The sequence below is a fragment of the Reichenbachiella ulvae genome (assembly GCF_025833875.1).
Taxonomy (GTDB): Bacteria; Bacteroidota; Bacteroidia; order Cytophagales; family Cyclobacteriaceae; genus Reichenbachiella; species Reichenbachiella ulvae.
Window position 1 is genome coordinate 1566851 of the sequence record NZ_JAOYOD010000001.1, and the last position, 16739, is coordinate 1583589.

Consider the following 16739-nt stretch of genomic DNA (forward strand, 5'->3'; position numbering starts at 1 on the left):
TCCCTCAAATTACTCCTCATACACCATTTCCACATCATCGATAATCAAAGTACTTCCAATAGCCCCGGCAAAGTTAGCTCCATCAAAACTGGAGGAAGCCACAAAAGTAATATGTGTAGGCAGGACAAAGGTGGCCGAATCAGCACTGACATATCCATGATCGGTAGGTTTCATGTAATCTGGATATTCGTCTCCTAGTGCTCCATATACAAAGTCTACTGTCTGGCTAGAGAGCTCAGCCTGATCCTCTGTACTTCTAAACCAAGCTGTAGCCAATCGCTCGGTACTTCCACCCAGGCGTAGCTCTAATATTGCGTAAATGTCACAGGCATCAGGGTACTCCAATGCATTGCCGTTTTTATCTTTATTTTCTTCCCCGGCTATATAGCTGTACTTAAACCTTATTTGCCCAGGTCGTCCCGTGAATGGCGTTCCAAACTCTATGGCTGCTTGAGGATCGGAAGGGTCTAATTTGTCAGGATTAAACACCCCGGTATATAAGGACCCTGCCGATATGGGGGCACCAAATGTACCAGCTAGTTTTCCATTGTCAAGTGTTTCTAAGTGGGCTGCCAAATTCCCATCTCCCAGATCATGAGGTATGGTGGCTAACTTATTCAGAATTTGAGTACCGGGATTCCCGGTTCCCCAGATCGTAGTACTGGCAGACTCACCAGGTTCATAATAATCAGATGGCGTTTTGTACCATAGATTCAAATCCCAATTGTTTAATTGTGGGGTTGCTGATGCTACATATGCATTTACCTGCCAGACAAATTCTTCACCATTTTCGGCTATGATAGTGATTTCTCCAGGTGTATTCAGATCTAATATATCACCAACGGCCTTATCTGCCGTAGCATAGGTAGAGATTTCAAGGGATTGAATAGCTATATGGGTCAAGTCTACTCCTGCAGGTATCTCTACGGAGACTGTCAAATCTTCCGTCGAGATTATGGAATTACTTGCTTGGTTGCTGACAGAAATACTTTTGATGTTGCCATATGGGGATTTACCGAAGTAATCTTCTGTCACACAAGAAGACAGCATAAGGATGATCTGTATCGATATTGCAAGTTTTTTTCTCATTATTCTAAAGGCTACTTTTTGGTTCCCTTTCCGAAGTAGTAGGCCAGTCCCAGCTGTAAGGATAAGATATTAATATTGAAGTCCACATTCTGCCTTATCTCTTTTGATTCATCCATTTTATCCACCCTTGTTTGATGGACTTGCAGTTCATAACCCAGCAAATTTAACTGCACCTCAAAGGCAAAGTTTTCCATAGCAAAGAAGGTAATCCCCGGGCTGATACCCAATCTCAAATTATAATCCGTCTCGTAGACTCTACTGATTTCATCTACATTTTTCAAATCCTCCGAGAGAGTATTGTCCATACCAAAAGTCACTCCTATCAAGGTATAAAAACTCAGGCGTTCATTAGGTGTGAGAGGTACAGAGGAACGAAAATTGGGAGTGATTTCGAATCCTCTGGAAATGGACTGAGATTGCAAAGTATCAGGGGATCTAAATATTGTTCCCTCGAACTGCATATGGTGATAGGAAACATTGAGTCCTACCATACCGTAATCTCCCGTATAGTAGCCCCCTTTCAGGGATAAATCAAACTCAGAACGATCTCCATCTATCACCTGCTGCACTAAATAATTCGTATTTTCTAACTTTTTATTTTCAAGCGAAAAAGCAAATCCTAAATAGATTTTCCCTTTTTTGAAAGGTTTGAATGATTCGTCGTAATAGCTAGAAAGTAATTCATAGGGTGTAAAACCATCTTCTAGGCTATCCAGTTCCATCTTATTTTGGGCATTAGAGATGAGACTTAAAAACAAAAATAAACTTAAAAGAATGGCTTTATTCATACGCTAATTTTAAAAGGAGTACCTAATCATGGCTTGAATTCTATATGCCTCTCCCTTTGCTCTATCCTTATTTTCAACATGACTCCATGCAAACTCAATCCCTGTCATGGCAAAGGTATCCAATTGATACATGAAGTTAAAGTGCCCCATACCTCCATTGTCTATAGTATCATCTGGTCTATAGGTTAACTCTCCTCTGTTCATATGTGCATAAGCTAGATTAGTTGACAATTTTTTGGTTAATTGATACCCAGCGCCTAGTGCCAATGTTATAGCATCTTCATTTTGGATATCACCATTTGACAACAATACAGCTCCCTGATCTGTACCTCCAAAAATCAGAATTTGATTCGTCATGCCTGAATTGTACGAGGTATGCCAGGTTGCAAATAGTTTATCAGTGATTGACTGCCTACCATTAAAAATCACGCCCCAGCCTACACCAGTAAAAGGAGAACCACTACTCCCTTGGTTCCACCTTAGCTGCTGCACCTGTCCACCAAACATAAGCATGCCTCTTGGACGATCATTCGTTAATCTAGCAGATAACAAAGGCATTGTTGGCATAGAATTACCATTTAGATTAAAAGGATTTGCGATCCCATTTACAGTAGGGTTTTCAATAGACACGGCGTATTGCATATTTTTAGCAAAGTTCTGTTCCCATCTGATCTGAATAGATCTACCTCCAAATAAGGCGTCTCCCGAGCTAAAATCCATGATAAATGGAAAAACTCTTAGATCGGAGAGGTTGGTCCATGTCTGACCAATTAGCAAATTACCGTATTTGACAAACGCATGTCGTAAACGAGGCTGACCAGCAGACAAAGACTCATCAAAAAAATCAAATTCCAAGAAAAATTTTAATGGACGTCCCATATCAGTCGTCCTTCTTAGATCAAAATTAAACCTCGTTTCCCTCACATGCATATTAAAAAAAGGGCTTGCATTGGCTGCCTCCGCAGTGCCCTCCACAGGCACCTGATTTATTAGTAATTGATTTCGGCTACCTGCACCACTAAAATCATAGATTGCGTCTAGTCTAAAATAGCCCCCAAACTTCATATAAAGATTGGTTCCTGGCAAGTTCCATGCACCTGGAAAATCCTTTGTTGTCAAACTGTCCTCGGCACTTCCTCGCAATACAGAATATTGATTTTGTGCCAGAAGAAGCTGTGGTGAAATAAATGTCCCAGTGAATAGACAAATTATAAATATTAATTTGATTCGTGCTTTTATCATTTTATATAAAGAATTAGAGTCAATATTTTATTACCAAGGTAATGGTACCACTGGCGCAATGGTAAATCTCAATTGATGTTGTGGTCCAAAAGCATCAGGTGTGGCCAAATAATACCAATACTGTAGACCTAGTCTTAAAGGCATCTTTCCGGCTATCAATACCTTTTGAACCCCTGTCCCAATGGGAAATGTAAACCTATTACCCTTGGTTCCATTATGATTGTATGAATAGGTAGGAGAAGCGGTTATTTGCCACCCTTCATGCAAATTGATGGTATAAAAATATTGACCAGCAGTAACACTTATGTTTTTGGAACCATCAGCAGCAACCCAAAAATCATCTGGTAAAACAGTGCTAGAAGCAGCATCGGCATCACTTGCTTTACCTACTCCCCAAGCTTGGCTAACCATGAGACCCAGCACTCCAAAATTTGTCAATTTGGCAACCAAAAACTCCGGCCCTAGAGTGACTTGACTTGACCTAAGGGCATCATTGGTAGCAGTAGGGAATCCACCAAATACTCCTGCCAAGGTAACCAATTTTGAAGGCCAAGTCTTTCCAACTGCAATATCTGCACTTATATTCCCAAGTGCCGCCTTTTTCTCAAAACCATTAGCACCTATCACTGGTTGTGATATATAAATAGGAATCAATGGTCTTACGTAAAGATTAATACCCTCAGAAATTGATATGGGTAATGAGGGTTGAAAACTAATGACCATTCCGTTTTGCTGAGCATCATTAATGTCACCATTATATCGGACATAGTCAATAGGAAAAAGCATTTGACCTAACGTTGCATTAGGATTGGCCAACTCCTTGGCAAGTTCTGCTGAACTTTCTTCTTGTGCATAAAGATGAATCGACATCATCAAGGCACATATAATAAGAATAGGTTTTCTCATAATAACAGGTTTTGTGTAAACAATTTATTTAAATCTTCGATAATTCTATCAATGAAAGCGTCCCAACCAAATAAATATTATTCGAAAGATTGTTATAGCTCAAAGTTGCTTTAAAGGGAATACTTATGGTTTTTGTATCGAATATCTTTCTTGATATAGAAACTCCAATATCATTGAAGCCCGGTCTATCTCCATAAAAAGAAGGGCCCGAAAAATCTGACCAGCTATATGAATAGCCTATATAGGGCAATAACTTTGTTTCATTAATTTTTGCTACGTAGCTAATTTTGAAATATTGAGAATATCGCTGTTTTCCACGTCTAAGCTCTATGCCATTCTGATCATCCTCAGGTAGAGAAGGCCTATCTCTACCGTATAATAATGTTGAAGATTCCCATTCTAATTTTTTAGGTAAATTGACTTTAATGATTACATCCAATAACCCTCTAGTTACCTCAGGGTTCAAATCAAAAAAACCAGAAGGGCTAGGAATATTGGTAATCCCCTCAGTAAAATTATAATACCAATCGGCCCTGATATTGAACTTAGGTCTATAGTACATTAAAATCAAATCTGTCTCTGTATAGTATCCATTAGTAGAGGCTCCTCCATAAAAACCTAGAATAAAATCTTTCACCTTAACTCCAGCCTGGGTTGCAAAAACTGGTGCCCTTGAAGGCACTAATCCTCTAAAGACATTCATGGTTTTGAAAGAAAAAGACATGTCCCAAATCACTCCATCGGCAGAAGAATTGACATGAATAATGCTATCTTCTATGAGGTCATTTTCATTTTGAGCTTGAATGGTCGTAATTGGTAGACCTAGTAATATTATCAAGCCCGCCAATAAGCTTTGATCCAGTTTCTTTTTTATCATTGGAGTATGGAGTTTAAAAAAATTCTACTCATAGTAGTCTATGTGATTATTTTTAATGAAACTCTTTTTCAAATATTGAGGGGTAAAAATCATCACCCCAAATTCAAAGCCTGCACCATATCTTCCATAAAACTGTGAGCTGTAGGTGATTGCAGGCACTATATAATCATTGGGCTCCCATCGAAGCCCTATCTTATATTCTGGTTTCGAATAAGCTTCACCCTCTGTTCCATAGGCCTCCAGGACAATAGCTGTTTGTGGTATTATTTTATATATGGCCATTCTAGAGGACCAGGTAAATCCCCAGGCTACATCGTTAGTATCCTCAGCATTGAAATCAACTAAAACCCCCGGCATCAAATCCCAGCTGAGGACATTATTAAAGAATGGAAAAGTAACAGGAAAGGCTGCCCAGATGTTTTTATGTAATTCGGTATAAACAGTATTCTTAAAATACCCCGGAGATCGACCCGCACCCAGAAAGATGGCTCCACCACCATTGTTCTGCTTATTCACCCAGTACATATACTTTGCATAGAGAGAAGTAGTAAAATTCTGCGGATAGTCTTCAATTCTATAATCTCGAAACATGTTGCCCTGAACAAAAATCTCAAATTTCGGGATCAGGCTAAATGAACTGATAATAGCAGTGTTTCGCTGTCCTGCTGTAATGACAAAAGTACCTGTCCCATGTGGCATGGAGAGGTAGTTATCAGTGTTGAATTGTTGAGAGACAGCTTCAAAAGCAATGGCTTCAAACAAAACAAATAGGATAAAAAATCTAGGTATACGGAATATATCTTTCATTCGCTTAGTTAAAAATCAAATCTAGCCATGGCTTGAATTCTACTCGCACTACCCAAAGCATCATTGGCTGTTCTCTGAGCTCCCCACATGTATTCAATTCCTGAAGAAAAATTCCCATCAAACTTCCTGATTAAATTTATGTGACCAATCCCTCCTCTTTTTAGCGCAAAAGCATCTCTTTCAACGGGTGCATCTAACCAGCCATAGGCATAATTAAAATTAGATTCAAGTTTTGATGTCCAGCGATGCATAAAGCCTACCATAGCTGACAACCCTTGAATCGACTCCAGTTTTCCATTCTGATTCAAAACTGCATTTGCATCACTTCCTGCAAAAGCTATAATGTTTTCACCATAAGCATCTCCAAGACTAACATTCAAAGTGAGATAATTGTTTTTACCGATATATTGTCTTCCAGCAACTACGAAGGAAAGCTGAGGAATTTGGTCGCTCTCACCTACCGAACCACCATCCCATCGCAACTGAGCAATACTTGCTCCCAAAAACAAAACACCATTGCCCCAACGTTTATCTAATCTAAAAGCTAGCAATGGGAGTTGAATATTGGCTTGGCCTGAAATGTTATTTGGGTTTTCAATCCCTAGTGAGGATAAGTATTCTACTCCCAGATAAAACTTCAACGAATTGCTCAATGGTTTTTGGTATCGTACCTGAACACTTCTACCACCAAAAAGTGCATCCCCTGCTGCAAAATCCATCATAGTAGCCATAGACTCAAGAAATGAAAGAGTCGTCCAAGTTTGACCAATGATAAAATCACCTGCTGTTATATAAGCATGTCTCAAACGAAACTGGTTACCTGAACTGAAAAAGTCCCCTTCAACAAAAGCCTGCAAGGGAATTTTCTCAGAAGCCTCTCTTCTGACATCAATATTTACTCTGGTCTCTTTAGCAAAAAATGAAACATATCCCTCATTACCATATGTGGATTGACCTTCTACTGGAATAGTAGACATCAAAAACTGATTCTTATCCAAAGTCCCATCAAAATCATAGACAAAATCAACCTTCAAATAGCCTCCGACTTTCATGCGTAAATCTGTACCAAACATTGGCCATGACCCTTCAAAATTAGGGTTCTCAAGTTGTTCACTAGCCGTAAACAAGGCATCTTCCTTAAGGTCTTTTTCGGGAGTTGCCAGTTGATTTGAAGTAGAATCACTTCTCATGATTGCCTGTGCAACAGCATGGTAGGTGGAGAACATAACCCCTATCATACATATTGAAATAAATGCTGCTTTTTTCATATACACATATAAACTATAGAACTTTTAATATTGCCATTCAATTCTCAGTACAAATTCCCCCATCAGTATTCCTTTGTCAACTAGAGCAAACTAAAACATTACCTACTTCTCAATTTTGATCTAATTGTAAGTCACCATGGTCTTATTAAAGGAAATAACAGAACAGGATCATATTGCATTTGACACAAAATAAGTATCAATCCTATTCTCACAATTAGCCCGCATATGACCGTTCTATCCAGAAGATTGTTTCCTCTTTCTGAATTTATTGAATCAACTGGCTCCAGTATACCTACATAAATCTCAGGTAATTCGATTGACTATTTTGATCAATAATCTCTACAGTCAAAAGTCTTCCTTTTTCATCTTCCTCAATAAATAATTCGACCGGGGCGAAAACTTTATGATCATAGTCAGCTAGAGAGATAAAAATATCATTACCCTTGCCAATCGGGTCATAACCAATAGAAATAAAGTTTTTTTGTTCCACTAAAGTGGTGCCTTCTGCGGCTATGGCTGCTGTTCGACCAGAATTACCTGATGTAATTGACTGAAGCCGATCTTGCCAACTGGCATTGTCTAATTGTTTTCTAATACTCATAACTAATGGATTTCAATTTCAAAAATTATTTTCTAACTGTATACTTAGTTTTTTGGTCTTAGCTTCAAGCCCAAACTAATATTATTGATTCCTGACAAAAGAAACCCAAAGCTCATCCAATATGTAATGGCTAGCATACCCGTCAATTCGTCATTGGTAATTATGAATCCAATCATGACAGAAAACAAACCACTAAGGCCACCAAGCCAACGACTAGAACTATTACCTTGCTTTATGGTAAAGACATCAACAAATGTCAACACACCATTTACAATAATCCAAAACCCAACTATAATGGGCAATGAAGCAGCAGTAAGAACAGGATTAGAAAGTAATACCAAGGCAAACATCAATTCTAATATTCCACCAGCCAATCCCCACCCCCAGTTGTCAAATTCCTTCCTCACCATCAAGGATACTGCGATGATAGAAAAACCAATAAACAACAGGCTAATTCCAATGTAAAGGGACAGTCCAAGGATGGCACTGACCGGGTGTCCGAAAACAAAAAAAGCAAGTATTAATAATACAATACCTCTTACTACATTCAACCACCAGTACTTTTGTATCTTTTCCATGATTATTTTATTTAATAGGATTAAAAATTAAATCGTCTTAAAACGCATCGAAGGTTTAAAAGCCTCGTTCATTTTTTATCAATTATATTTTCGTTTTGTTTCGTATTGGTTGACCAGGATAAACCCCTTCCATCACCTTAGAATCTCTTACGACTACCGTACCATTGACTATGACATATGGAATGCCAGTGGAAGGCAAACCTCCTTTTGCCATGGTAGCATTGTCAGTGACAGTTTCTGGATCAAAAATGGTAATATCAGCATCTGCGCCTTCTTGAAGTCGACCTTTTCTTGTCATTTGCTTCACCCCATTATCCTGTAAAAACTGGGCTTGCATATAGCTCATTTTTGATATGGCTAACATCAGTGGCATTAAATTTTTCTCCCGAACCAAACGTAAGGCTTTGGCATGAGATCCGGCCCCTCGTGGATGCCCTTGTGCAGACTCATATGGAGTCGACCATTCAAGCGCTAGCTCTCCGGTTTCGGTAATCGACAATGGTGCAGCATCAGATTCTATCATTGTGCTAGAGTCAGCTAATGCCTGTAGCATAATTTCTTCTTTGACGCCTCCAAAGATGACTGATGCTCCAGGTTGCGTTTTCAATAACTCGTCATATCTTTCTTTGGTAAGGGGTTTCATAGTAGCCACTTCAATAATATCCTCGTAGCTACGATCCATATTTCTCTGATAATTATCAGGAGCCAGGTAATCCGCTCCAGCTACAGTTGCTCCTTGCCAATAAGGATAAATGGCAGCTACAGTATTCAGCCCATTATTTTTACAGGCTTTCACAAGGTCGAGTGCCGCAGGGGTATAATTTAATGCCTGCTGGTGAAGGTGGCTTACGTACAATCCACCACCATAGGCTGCCACACTTGCCAGCATTTCCTGGGTCCCCAGGATACCTGTAGTTGGTGGCATTTGACTGGAAAATCTGCCGTGAAGCACCGTACTAAGACCATGTTCTCCCATTAACCTTTGCCACATGATCGTTTCGCGGCTGGTTGTACCCCGAGTCATATATCCGGGTACTGCACCCAAACCTAGCGCTCCTTGCTCAACTCCTTCTTCAAGCATGGCTTCCATTTCATTGATCTGCTCAGGAGATGGCAGAAACTCTGTCAATGACATATTGAAACCACTTTCGTTATGGGGATCAAATGCATCAAGGAGAATGGAAGCTGTGTTAGATTGATAATCAGGGTTTGATAGTATTTCTCTCACAGCGGCAGCTGATACAGCGGCACCATAATTCGTTTGAGACTTACCCTCCAATTTGGCATACCAATCATTTACAGGATAAGCGCCCGCTTCCATATCCAGTGGAGTGGTCACCCCATCCCGTAAGCTTAATTTTTGCCCAAAAGGGAAATCTGAAATATGTGAATGAATATCGATAAACCCAGGAGCCACCACATGTCCCTTGGCATCAATGGTTTCTTTTCCAGAAATAGAATCCTCTGTAATCAGAGCTATTTTGCCATCCAAAACACCAACATTCCGGAGACCGTCAAAATTCGTTTCAGGATCCATCACACGGCCATTCAATATCACTAAATCAAACTTTGTATCTGATGAAACTGCTGAATCTGAATTCGCATCACTGGCCTTTTCACCACATCCGATAAGTAGTGACAGACTCAGTAGACTCAAGAAGGAAATGAAGATGTTCTTTTTCATGATTTTGATGGTCTCATAATATATCATTGTTTTACAAGGTCATTTTTAATGGCCTTGCCGGGATAAACACCCTCCAATACTTTTGAATCTTTGACCACTACAGTACCATTAACCACAACATAGGGTATTCCTGTTGATGGTAAAGCCCCTTGCTTAAAGGTGGAGTTATCTGTCACTGTTTCCGGATTGAAGATTGTGATATCTGCATCTTTTCCAACTTGCAGCCTACCTTTCTGGGACATTACTTTTGCTCCATTTTCTTCGAGCCAGTTAGCCTGCATGAGGGTCATTTTTGAAATGGCCAGCATCAGTGGCATCAGCTCTTTTTCGCGTACAAGTTTCAACACCTTGGCATGGGTTCCAGCAGCTCTAGGGTGACCAGATACTGACTCAAAGGGTACATCAAAATCCATGGCTGATTTACCTGTTTCCGGTATTACCAATGGAGGCGCATCACTACCTACTACGGTTCTGGGGTCTGCTAATGCGCTAAGCATTCCTTTTTCTGAGATCCCCCCAAAAATAACCTGTGCTTGTGGAGTCGTATTAACCATTTCCTCATAACGTTCTTTCGTCAAAGGATTCATGTTCGAGATTTCCAATAAATCACCATAGTCACGACCCATATTGCGCACATAGGTTTCCGGCTTTAAATAATCAGCTGAAACAATGGTTTGACCCTGATAATAAGGATAGATCTCTGCAAGCACCTTCATTCCTTTATTTTGGGCATCTTCGATGAGATCCAGTACAGCGGGTGTGAGATCAAGGGTTTGTTGATGGACATGATGAACATATAAACCTCCACCATAGATACCCAGACTTGCTAGAAACTCTTGAGTCCCCAGAATACCAGATGTTGGAGGCATTTGGCTGGAGAACCGACCATGAATGTAAACCGCAAGTCCATACTTTCCAGCCACTTGTTGCCACATGATTGTCTCTTCACTTTTCGTTCCATTGGTCATGTAGCCCGGCAAACCTCCAATACCAAGGCCTCCCTGTTCGACCCCTTCTATAAACATTTGCCTCATTTCTTCTAACTGTTCAGGTGTTGCCAAAAGGGTCGCAAATTGAAGATCGGGGTTACTTTCTGTATCGGCATTCGTGATATCCATAACAAAAGAACCTGAATTGGTATTATAATCTGGATGTGCAACCTTTTCTCGAATTCCTGCCGTTGAAACTGTGGCGCCATAGTTGGTTTGTGAACGTCCTTCCAATTGTTTGTACCACATGTCAATCGGGTAGCCGCCTGCTTCCATCTCCAAAGGAGTTGTGACGCCATCACGTAGAGCTATCCTTTGACCGAACGGCGTATTTGCTATATGATTATGGAAATCAATGAATCCCGGGGCTACTACTTGTCCCGTGGCATCAATTGTTTCCTTGCCTGAAATAGACTCCTCTGTAATTAGGGCAATTTTTCCATCCAAAACACCGACATTCCGGAGACCGTCGAAATTTGTTTCGGGATCCATCACACGACCATTTAAGATAACTATATCAAACTCAGTATCAGTAGAGGCTGCAGGGACTGATGATTCTTCAGTCGTATTAGCGGGTTTATCTTCACATCTGGTAAAAACTATCAGACACATCAGACATAATATGCTCAAAAAGGTCATGCCTTTTGTAATTTGTCTTCTTTTGTGTGTTTTCATAATATATTAATACTTTGATTATCTTAATAAATAAGATAGAATCTCATCAATTTGACTATTCTGAGATTAATACAAAATAGTCATAAAGTGTTCGTGACACTTCGGCTATGGCACGATCCCGATCAGACTGTGGTGTGGCACTACCACGAGTAAAAACTACAATTGCGAACCGATGCCCATCCGGCAGTGTGATATATCCCACGTCGTTAGCTATTCCTCCCAGTGTCCCCGTTTTATGTGCCACCGGAGTTTCCCCAGGGAGTAATCCACGGAGACGATTTGGTCCGGTAACGGTTCGGGACATAATGCCAAGAAGAAAAGCAGTGTTTTCATTATTGATTACTTTACCTTCATATATCATAGTCAATAGGTTTAACATTGCCCTGGGAGTAGACTTATCCTTTGAATCCGCTTCAAACTCAGATTGCGGATCATTTGCTATTGCGGGATCAGCACTCAGGTTTTTAATCGCCTCTTTCATATTTTCACGACCAGGTTCCTGGCCATAGAAATCGCGTGAATAGTCACTGGTAGTTCGGTCCATATGCATGCCTTTAATGCCCAGTTGCTTCATGTGGTCGTTTACAGCTGCAGGGCCGCCCGCTAGTCTCAGTGCTACATTGGTTGCAGTATTGTCACTATGTGTAATCATTACCTCCATAATATTGGCCAGCGAAAGGGCAACTCCCTGGTGAATGAAATTGGATGCAATAATGTCAGACAACACCCATTCTTCATCTTTGATCTCGATTATTTTTGTGAGACTCAATTCACCTGATTCGACTTTACTTAATAAAGTCACCGCTATTGCTATTTTGTAGGTGCTGGCCATTGGAAACGGATCGTCTCCATTTAGAAAAACCTGTTTTCCAGTCTTCAAATCTTGTGCTGCCACGCCGATATAACCTACCAGTCCTTCAGAAACATTTCCCAAGGCTTCAGATACCCTTTGAGTATCCTGACCAAAGGCTGTGAAGCCAGAGGTTAGGATAAACACCATAATGAATATGCTGGAGCGTAATTTCATGGTATTTCTAGTTGAGCAAGTTTTTATAAACTTTTCCATCCTTCATGATGACCAGAAAGTTTTTATCAGGGTCAGCCACTAAATCTAGATTTTCTAATGGGTTACCATCTACGATAATTAAATCCGCATAAGCACCTTCTTTAACTACTCCTAACGGACCTTCCTTATAGGGATGTCTGGGACCCGATAACTCCATCATTCTTGCATTTTCTGATGTTGCCATTTTTAGTGCTTCATATGGAGTTAACCAACGCGTGAGTTTAGCGAGCAATTTCCCTTGCTTAGCCGCATTTTCAGCACCCATAAACAAGTCTGTTCCAAAAGCCATATTCACTCCTATCTTTTTTGCCAGTTGATAGACGTCGTCCGTTCCCTTGGTTACCTCCTCAAACTTTCTGTTTGACTCTGGATTCGGGAACTTATCCGCATCTTCATCATTCAAAATAGGCTGTGTGCTTAACCATACATCATTGTCCTTCATCATTTGAAGAGTCTCCCGTCCAATGAGCATACCATGTTCTATGCTTTTGATTCCTGCCTTTACTGCCGTTTGTACTGCATCATCTGTAAAGATGTGCGCCCCAACATAACTGTTATAACTATTAGCAACATCTACAATGGCTTTCATTTCTTCATAAGAATACTGTCGAACATCGATTGGGTCATAACTAGAAGCGACTCCCCCTCCACCTGCAATTTTGATTTGAGATGCTCCTAACATGAATGCTTCACGGGTACGCTTACGGACATCCGGAACCCCATCGGCTATGGCTGTCATTCCTACTTCCTCCCAGTAAGTCATATTGCCTGTTCTGTCAGGTATTTGATTGGGTAACCTATAGTCAAAATGTCCTCCAGTCTGACTAATCATTGGACCGGAAGGCAGTATTCGTGGCCCTACTACCAATCCCTCATCGATGAGCTTTTTTAGACTAAAAACGTTGCCCCCCATGTCTCGAACGGTTGTAAAACCTCTCATAAGGGTTTTAGGAGAGGCAATCGTACTCCTAATACCTACTTCATAGGCGTCTCCTGAAAGCACAAAAGTCATAGGTAATTCTGCTAAGGCCATGTGCCAGTGCACATCTATCAAACCAGGAATGATGGTTTTACCAGTAGCATCTATTACAGTCGCTCCTTGTGGAGCTTTGATGCTCGCACCAACCTGTTTAATCAAATTATTCTCGATGAGTATATCACCATCTATTAACTTTTCGTTGACACCATCAAAAATCTTCGCATTGGTGATTAAGGTTATAGCAACTTCTTCCTGAGCATAAGACACAAAGCTTATGCAAATAAGAATGGCTGGTATGTAAATCAGGCGGATTAACTTTTTCATAGGATTAAGTTTTAATTGTAATATTCGAATTAGAAAAGAAAATCTAGTAGCCTCTAGCTAAGTGAAGGAGAGCTAAAAAGGAGCTCTCCTTCCTTTTGTTTATAGCGTATTTTTATAAATCTCACCGTCCTTCATGATTACCTTAAAGTTCTTTTCAGGATCAGCTATTAGGTTTAGGTTCTCTAAAGGGTTTCCATCCACAATAATTAAATCGGCGTAGGCTCCTTCTTTAACAACACCAAGAGGGCCATCCTGGTAGGGGTGACGGGGACCACTCATTTCCAATAATCTGGCATTTTCAGAAGTATATATCTTCAAAGCCTCATAAGGTGAAAACCATTTCCCCAACCTTACAACATATTCGTTCTGCTGTAGCGCAGTTTCAGGACCAAAAAGATGGTCTTTACCAACCGCAATATTTACCCCTACTTTTTTAGCCAACGGAAACACTTTATCAATGGCTTCAACTATACCTTCGAACTTAGACTGGCTTAAGGGGTTATCCCAAGTCATATCCTCCACAAAAACAGGCTGAAGAGATAGCCATGCACCCTTTTCTTTCATTAATTTAAGTGTTTCTTCACTTACAAAAAAACCGTGTTCAATACACATTACACCTGCTTCTATGGATTTTCGTACTCCCTCATCTGTATATACATGAGACGTTACATAGGTATTGTAATTCTTAGCTTCTTCTACCACCGCTTTTATTTCATCAGTAGAATACTCGGTTACATCGAGGGGATCAAATTCTGAAGCCACACCACCACCGGTTGTGATCTTTATTTGTGTGGCACCCATCTTTAAAATGTCTCGAGTTCTTAGCCTAACTTCATCTACTCCGTCCGAGGTCATTGCCATCCAATTTCGCTCCCAATAGTTCATGTAGTCTTTATCTCGTGGAATCTCCAGTTTGCCGTAGTAATCTGCATGACCTGAGGTTGGGCTCATGAATGGCCCAGCAGGAAGAATTCGGTGGCCCGGATATTCTCCTGCATCAATCAATTTTTTGATGGCGAAGGGATTTCCGCCTGGATCTCTAACCGTTGTAAAACCACGTAGCAGGGTTTTCTCGGCTCCTGTCATACTTCGAATGGCAACCTCTGGCATATCCCCCTGATTTAGAAAAAGAACAGCTGCGGGTGTGTAGGCATAGGTGGTATGCCAGTGGGCATCTATCAATCCAGGTATGATCGTTTTACCCGCAGCATCCAATACAGTTGCTCCTTTGGGAGCCTCAATGCTTCCACCGACTTGCTTTATTAAATTGTTTTCGATCAGTACATCTCCATCAATCAACTTTTCATTTACACCATCAAACACCTTTGCATTAGTGATTAGAGTGTATTTAACTTCATCCTGACCATAGGATATAAAACTGATACATGTCAAAATGACTGTTACATAAATTAGACGAATTAACTTTTTCATAGGACAATAATTATTATTTATAACATAGAAAATTGGCTGGCGGCCTTTTTGTAAGGCAAATAGTAAAAAGAAGAACTCTTTACTGAGTCCTTCATTATTATTAAAGTTTAAAGAGTGTTTTTATAAATTTTTCCATCTTTCATGATGACCTTAAAGTTCTTCTCCGGATCCCCCACTAATTCCAATTCCTTCAAAGGATTACCATCAACAATGATTAAGTCTGCATAGGCTCCTACTTTCACTACACCTAATGGCCCTTCTTGGTAAGGGTGTCTAGGGCCTGCCAACTCCAACAACCTGGCATTTTCTGAAGTTGCTATTTTTAACACTTCATAAGGTGTAAACCATTCTCCCATGCGAACAAGGTACGTGCTTTGCTGTTTGGCTTTAGATGCATCCATTAGCTGGTCAGTACCAAATGCGATATTAACTCCTATTTTTTTTGCTCTTGGATACAACTCATCAACTGCATCTGTCACTTGTTTGAATTTGGCCGCACTAAGCGGGTTAGACCAATTCATATCTTCTTCCTTCATGGCTTGTGCACTCAGCCATGCCCCTTTTTCTTTCATCAACTTTAAGGTTTCATCAGAGGCAAAAAATCCGTGCTCAATACACTTAATCCCTGCTTCTACCGAAGTACGCACTCCCTTGTCTGTCATCACATGAGCAAGTACATAAGTATTATAATTGTTAGCTTCTTCCACCACAGCTTTTATCTCATCGACAGAATACTCACTAACATCCAATGGATCAAACTCAGAGGATACACCACCACCAGTACATATCTTGATCTGCGTAGCTCCCATTTTCAATATATCTCTAGTTCTTAGACGCACTTCATTGACTCCATCAGAAGTCATAGACATCATATTTTGCTCCCAATAATTAATGTATCGCTTATCTCTTGGAGTTTCCAACCTACCATAGTGATCTGCATGTCCTGTCGTTGGACTCATGAATGGACCAGAGGGTAAAATGCGGTGTCCCGGGTATTCTCCAGAATCAATTAACTTCTTGATTGCAAAAGGGTTCCCTCCCGGATCTCTTACCGTAGTGAAGCCCCTAAGCAGAGTCTCTTTGGCTCCAGTCATACTAATAATAGCCACTTCAGCCATATCCCCAGTATTAGCCAATAGAATGGAGGCTGGTGTATATGCATAGGTGGTATGCCAATGTGCATCGATTAAACCAGGAATCACCGTTTTGCCCTGGCCATCAATCACTTCGGCCCCATCTGGCACCTTGATTCCTTTGGCTATTTGCTTGACTAGGTTCCCTTCTACCAAAATGTCTGTTCCTTGTATCAATTTTTCGTTAACCCCATCGAACACATCTACATTTTGGATTACAATAGAAGGTGGTGACTGGGCTAATACCATCTGTACTAAGCTAAAAAGCAGTACTAGAATTAGGTTTAATTTTTTCATATTTA

Annotated in this window: 15 protein-coding genes; all 15 read right to left on the bottom strand. The window is 40.4% G+C overall.

Annotated elements, in window-relative coordinates:
* Nucleotides 1-9: 9 nt before the first annotated feature.
* Nucleotides 10-1089, bottom strand: a complete 1080-nt coding sequence (locus tag N7U62_RS06350) for a PCMD domain-containing protein (RefSeq protein WP_264137062.1) — start codon at nucleotides 1087-1089, stop codon at nucleotides 10-12.
* An 11-nt stretch (nucleotides 1090-1100) separates the two neighbouring features.
* Complete coding sequence (locus tag N7U62_RS06355; RefSeq protein ID WP_264137063.1) at nucleotides 1101-1877, bottom strand: hypothetical protein; 777 nt, start codon at nucleotides 1875-1877, stop codon at nucleotides 1101-1103.
* Nucleotides 1878-1886: 9 nt separating this feature from the next.
* Nucleotides 1887-3119 carry a DcaP family trimeric outer membrane transporter gene (locus N7U62_RS06360; protein ID WP_264137064.1) on the bottom strand — a complete coding sequence of 411 codons (1233 nt, stop codon included), beginning with the start codon at nucleotides 3117-3119 and terminating at the stop codon, nucleotides 1887-1889.
* A 30-nt stretch (nucleotides 3120-3149) separates the two neighbouring features.
* On the bottom strand, nucleotides 3150-4025 hold the full coding sequence (locus N7U62_RS06365) for a hypothetical protein (RefSeq protein ID WP_264137065.1): 876 nt from the start codon (nucleotides 4023-4025) through the stop codon (nucleotides 3150-3152).
* A gap of 28 nt (nucleotides 4026-4053) precedes the next feature.
* Nucleotides 4054-4902 carry a hypothetical protein gene (locus N7U62_RS06370; protein WP_264137066.1) on the bottom strand — a complete coding sequence of 283 codons (849 nt, stop codon included), beginning with the start codon at nucleotides 4900-4902 and terminating at the stop codon, nucleotides 4054-4056.
* A gap of 24 nt (nucleotides 4903-4926) precedes the next feature.
* Complete coding sequence (locus tag N7U62_RS06375) at nucleotides 4927-5709, bottom strand: hypothetical protein (RefSeq protein ID WP_264137067.1); 783 nt, start codon at nucleotides 5707-5709, stop codon at nucleotides 4927-4929.
* 8 nt (nucleotides 5710-5717) lie between these two features.
* Entirely contained in the window at nucleotides 5718-6977 is a 1260-nt protein-coding gene (locus tag N7U62_RS06380; RefSeq protein ID WP_264137068.1) for a DcaP family trimeric outer membrane transporter, read from the bottom strand.
* Nucleotides 6978-7269: 292 nt separating this feature from the next.
* On the bottom strand, nucleotides 7270-7578 hold the full coding sequence (locus N7U62_RS06385; RefSeq protein ID WP_264137069.1) for a DUF5335 family protein: 309 nt from the start codon (nucleotides 7576-7578) through the stop codon (nucleotides 7270-7272).
* 44 nt (nucleotides 7579-7622) lie between these two features.
* Entirely contained in the window at nucleotides 7623-8156 is a 534-nt protein-coding gene (locus N7U62_RS06390; protein ID WP_264137070.1) for an HdeD family acid-resistance protein, read from the bottom strand.
* Nucleotides 8157-8238: 82 nt separating this feature from the next.
* Nucleotides 8239-9840 (bottom strand): amidohydrolase family protein, encoded by a 1602-nt coding sequence (locus N7U62_RS06395; protein WP_264137071.1) that lies wholly within the window; start codon nucleotides 9838-9840, stop codon nucleotides 8239-8241.
* 23 nt (nucleotides 9841-9863) lie between these two features.
* Nucleotides 9864-11504, bottom strand: coding sequence for an amidohydrolase family protein (locus tag N7U62_RS06400; RefSeq protein WP_264137072.1), 1641 nt, complete (start codon nucleotides 11502-11504; stop codon nucleotides 9864-9866).
* Between the two features lie 55 nt (nucleotides 11505-11559).
* On the bottom strand, nucleotides 11560-12531 hold the full coding sequence (gene bla / locus N7U62_RS06405) for a class A beta-lactamase (protein ID WP_264137073.1): 972 nt from the start codon (nucleotides 12529-12531) through the stop codon (nucleotides 11560-11562).
* A gap of 7 nt (nucleotides 12532-12538) precedes the next feature.
* Nucleotides 12539-13873 (bottom strand): metal-dependent hydrolase family protein, encoded by a 1335-nt coding sequence (locus tag N7U62_RS06410; protein ID WP_264137074.1) that lies wholly within the window; start codon nucleotides 13871-13873, stop codon nucleotides 12539-12541.
* Nucleotides 13874-13972: 99 nt separating this feature from the next.
* Nucleotides 13973-15304, bottom strand: coding sequence for a metal-dependent hydrolase family protein (locus tag N7U62_RS06415; RefSeq protein ID WP_264137075.1), 1332 nt, complete (start codon nucleotides 15302-15304; stop codon nucleotides 13973-13975).
* Between the two features lie 107 nt (nucleotides 15305-15411).
* Entirely contained in the window at nucleotides 15412-16734 is a 1323-nt protein-coding gene (locus tag N7U62_RS06420) for a metal-dependent hydrolase family protein (RefSeq protein WP_264137076.1), read from the bottom strand.
* Nucleotides 16735-16739 lie beyond the last annotated feature (5 nt).

Bases quoted from the DNA above. Each gene is read 5' to 3' on its own strand.
- N7U62_RS06420 (WP_264137076.1), bottom strand. From the start codon at position 16,734: ATGAAAAAATTAAACCTAATTCTAGTACTGCTTTTTAGCTTAGTACAG.
- N7U62_RS06375 (WP_264137067.1), bottom strand. From the start codon at position 5,709: ATGAAAGATATATTCCGTATACCTAGATTTTTTATCCTATTTGTTTTG.
- N7U62_RS06365 (WP_264137065.1), bottom strand. From the start codon at position 4,025: ATGAGAAAACCTATTCTTATTATATGTGCCTTGATGATGTCGATTCAT.
- N7U62_RS06380 (WP_264137068.1), bottom strand. From the start codon at position 6,977: ATGAAAAAAGCAGCATTTATTTCAATATGTATGATAGGGGTTATGTTC.
- N7U62_RS06350 (WP_264137062.1), bottom strand. From the start codon at position 1,089: ATGAGAAAAAAACTTGCAATATCGATACAGATCATCCTTATGCTGTCT.
- N7U62_RS06400 (WP_264137072.1), bottom strand. From the start codon at position 11,504: ATGAAAACACACAAAAGAAGACAAATTACAAAAGGCATGACCTTTTTG.
- N7U62_RS06390 (WP_264137070.1), bottom strand. From the start codon at position 8,156: ATGGAAAAGATACAAAAGTACTGGTGGTTGAATGTAGTAAGAGGTATT.
- N7U62_RS06360 (WP_264137064.1), bottom strand. From the start codon at position 3,119: ATGATAAAAGCACGAATCAAATTAATATTTATAATTTGTCTATTCACT.
- N7U62_RS06355 (WP_264137063.1), bottom strand. From the start codon at position 1,877: ATGAATAAAGCCATTCTTTTAAGTTTATTTTTGTTTTTAAGTCTCATC.
- N7U62_RS06395 (WP_264137071.1), bottom strand. From the start codon at position 9,840: ATGAAAAAGAACATCTTCATTTCCTTCTTGAGTCTACTGAGTCTGTCA.
- N7U62_RS06385 (WP_264137069.1), bottom strand. From the start codon at position 7,578: ATGAGTATTAGAAAACAATTAGACAATGCCAGTTGGCAAGATCGGCTT.
- N7U62_RS06410 (WP_264137074.1), bottom strand. From the start codon at position 13,873: ATGAAAAAGTTAATCCGCCTGATTTACATACCAGCCATTCTTATTTGC.
- N7U62_RS06415 (WP_264137075.1), bottom strand. From the start codon at position 15,304: ATGAAAAAGTTAATTCGTCTAATTTATGTAACAGTCATTTTGACATGT.
- bla (WP_264137073.1), bottom strand. From the start codon at position 12,531: ATGAAATTACGCTCCAGCATATTCATTATGGTGTTTATCCTAACCTCT.
- N7U62_RS06370 (WP_264137066.1), bottom strand. From the start codon at position 4,902: ATGATAAAAAAGAAACTGGATCAAAGCTTATTGGCGGGCTTGATAATA.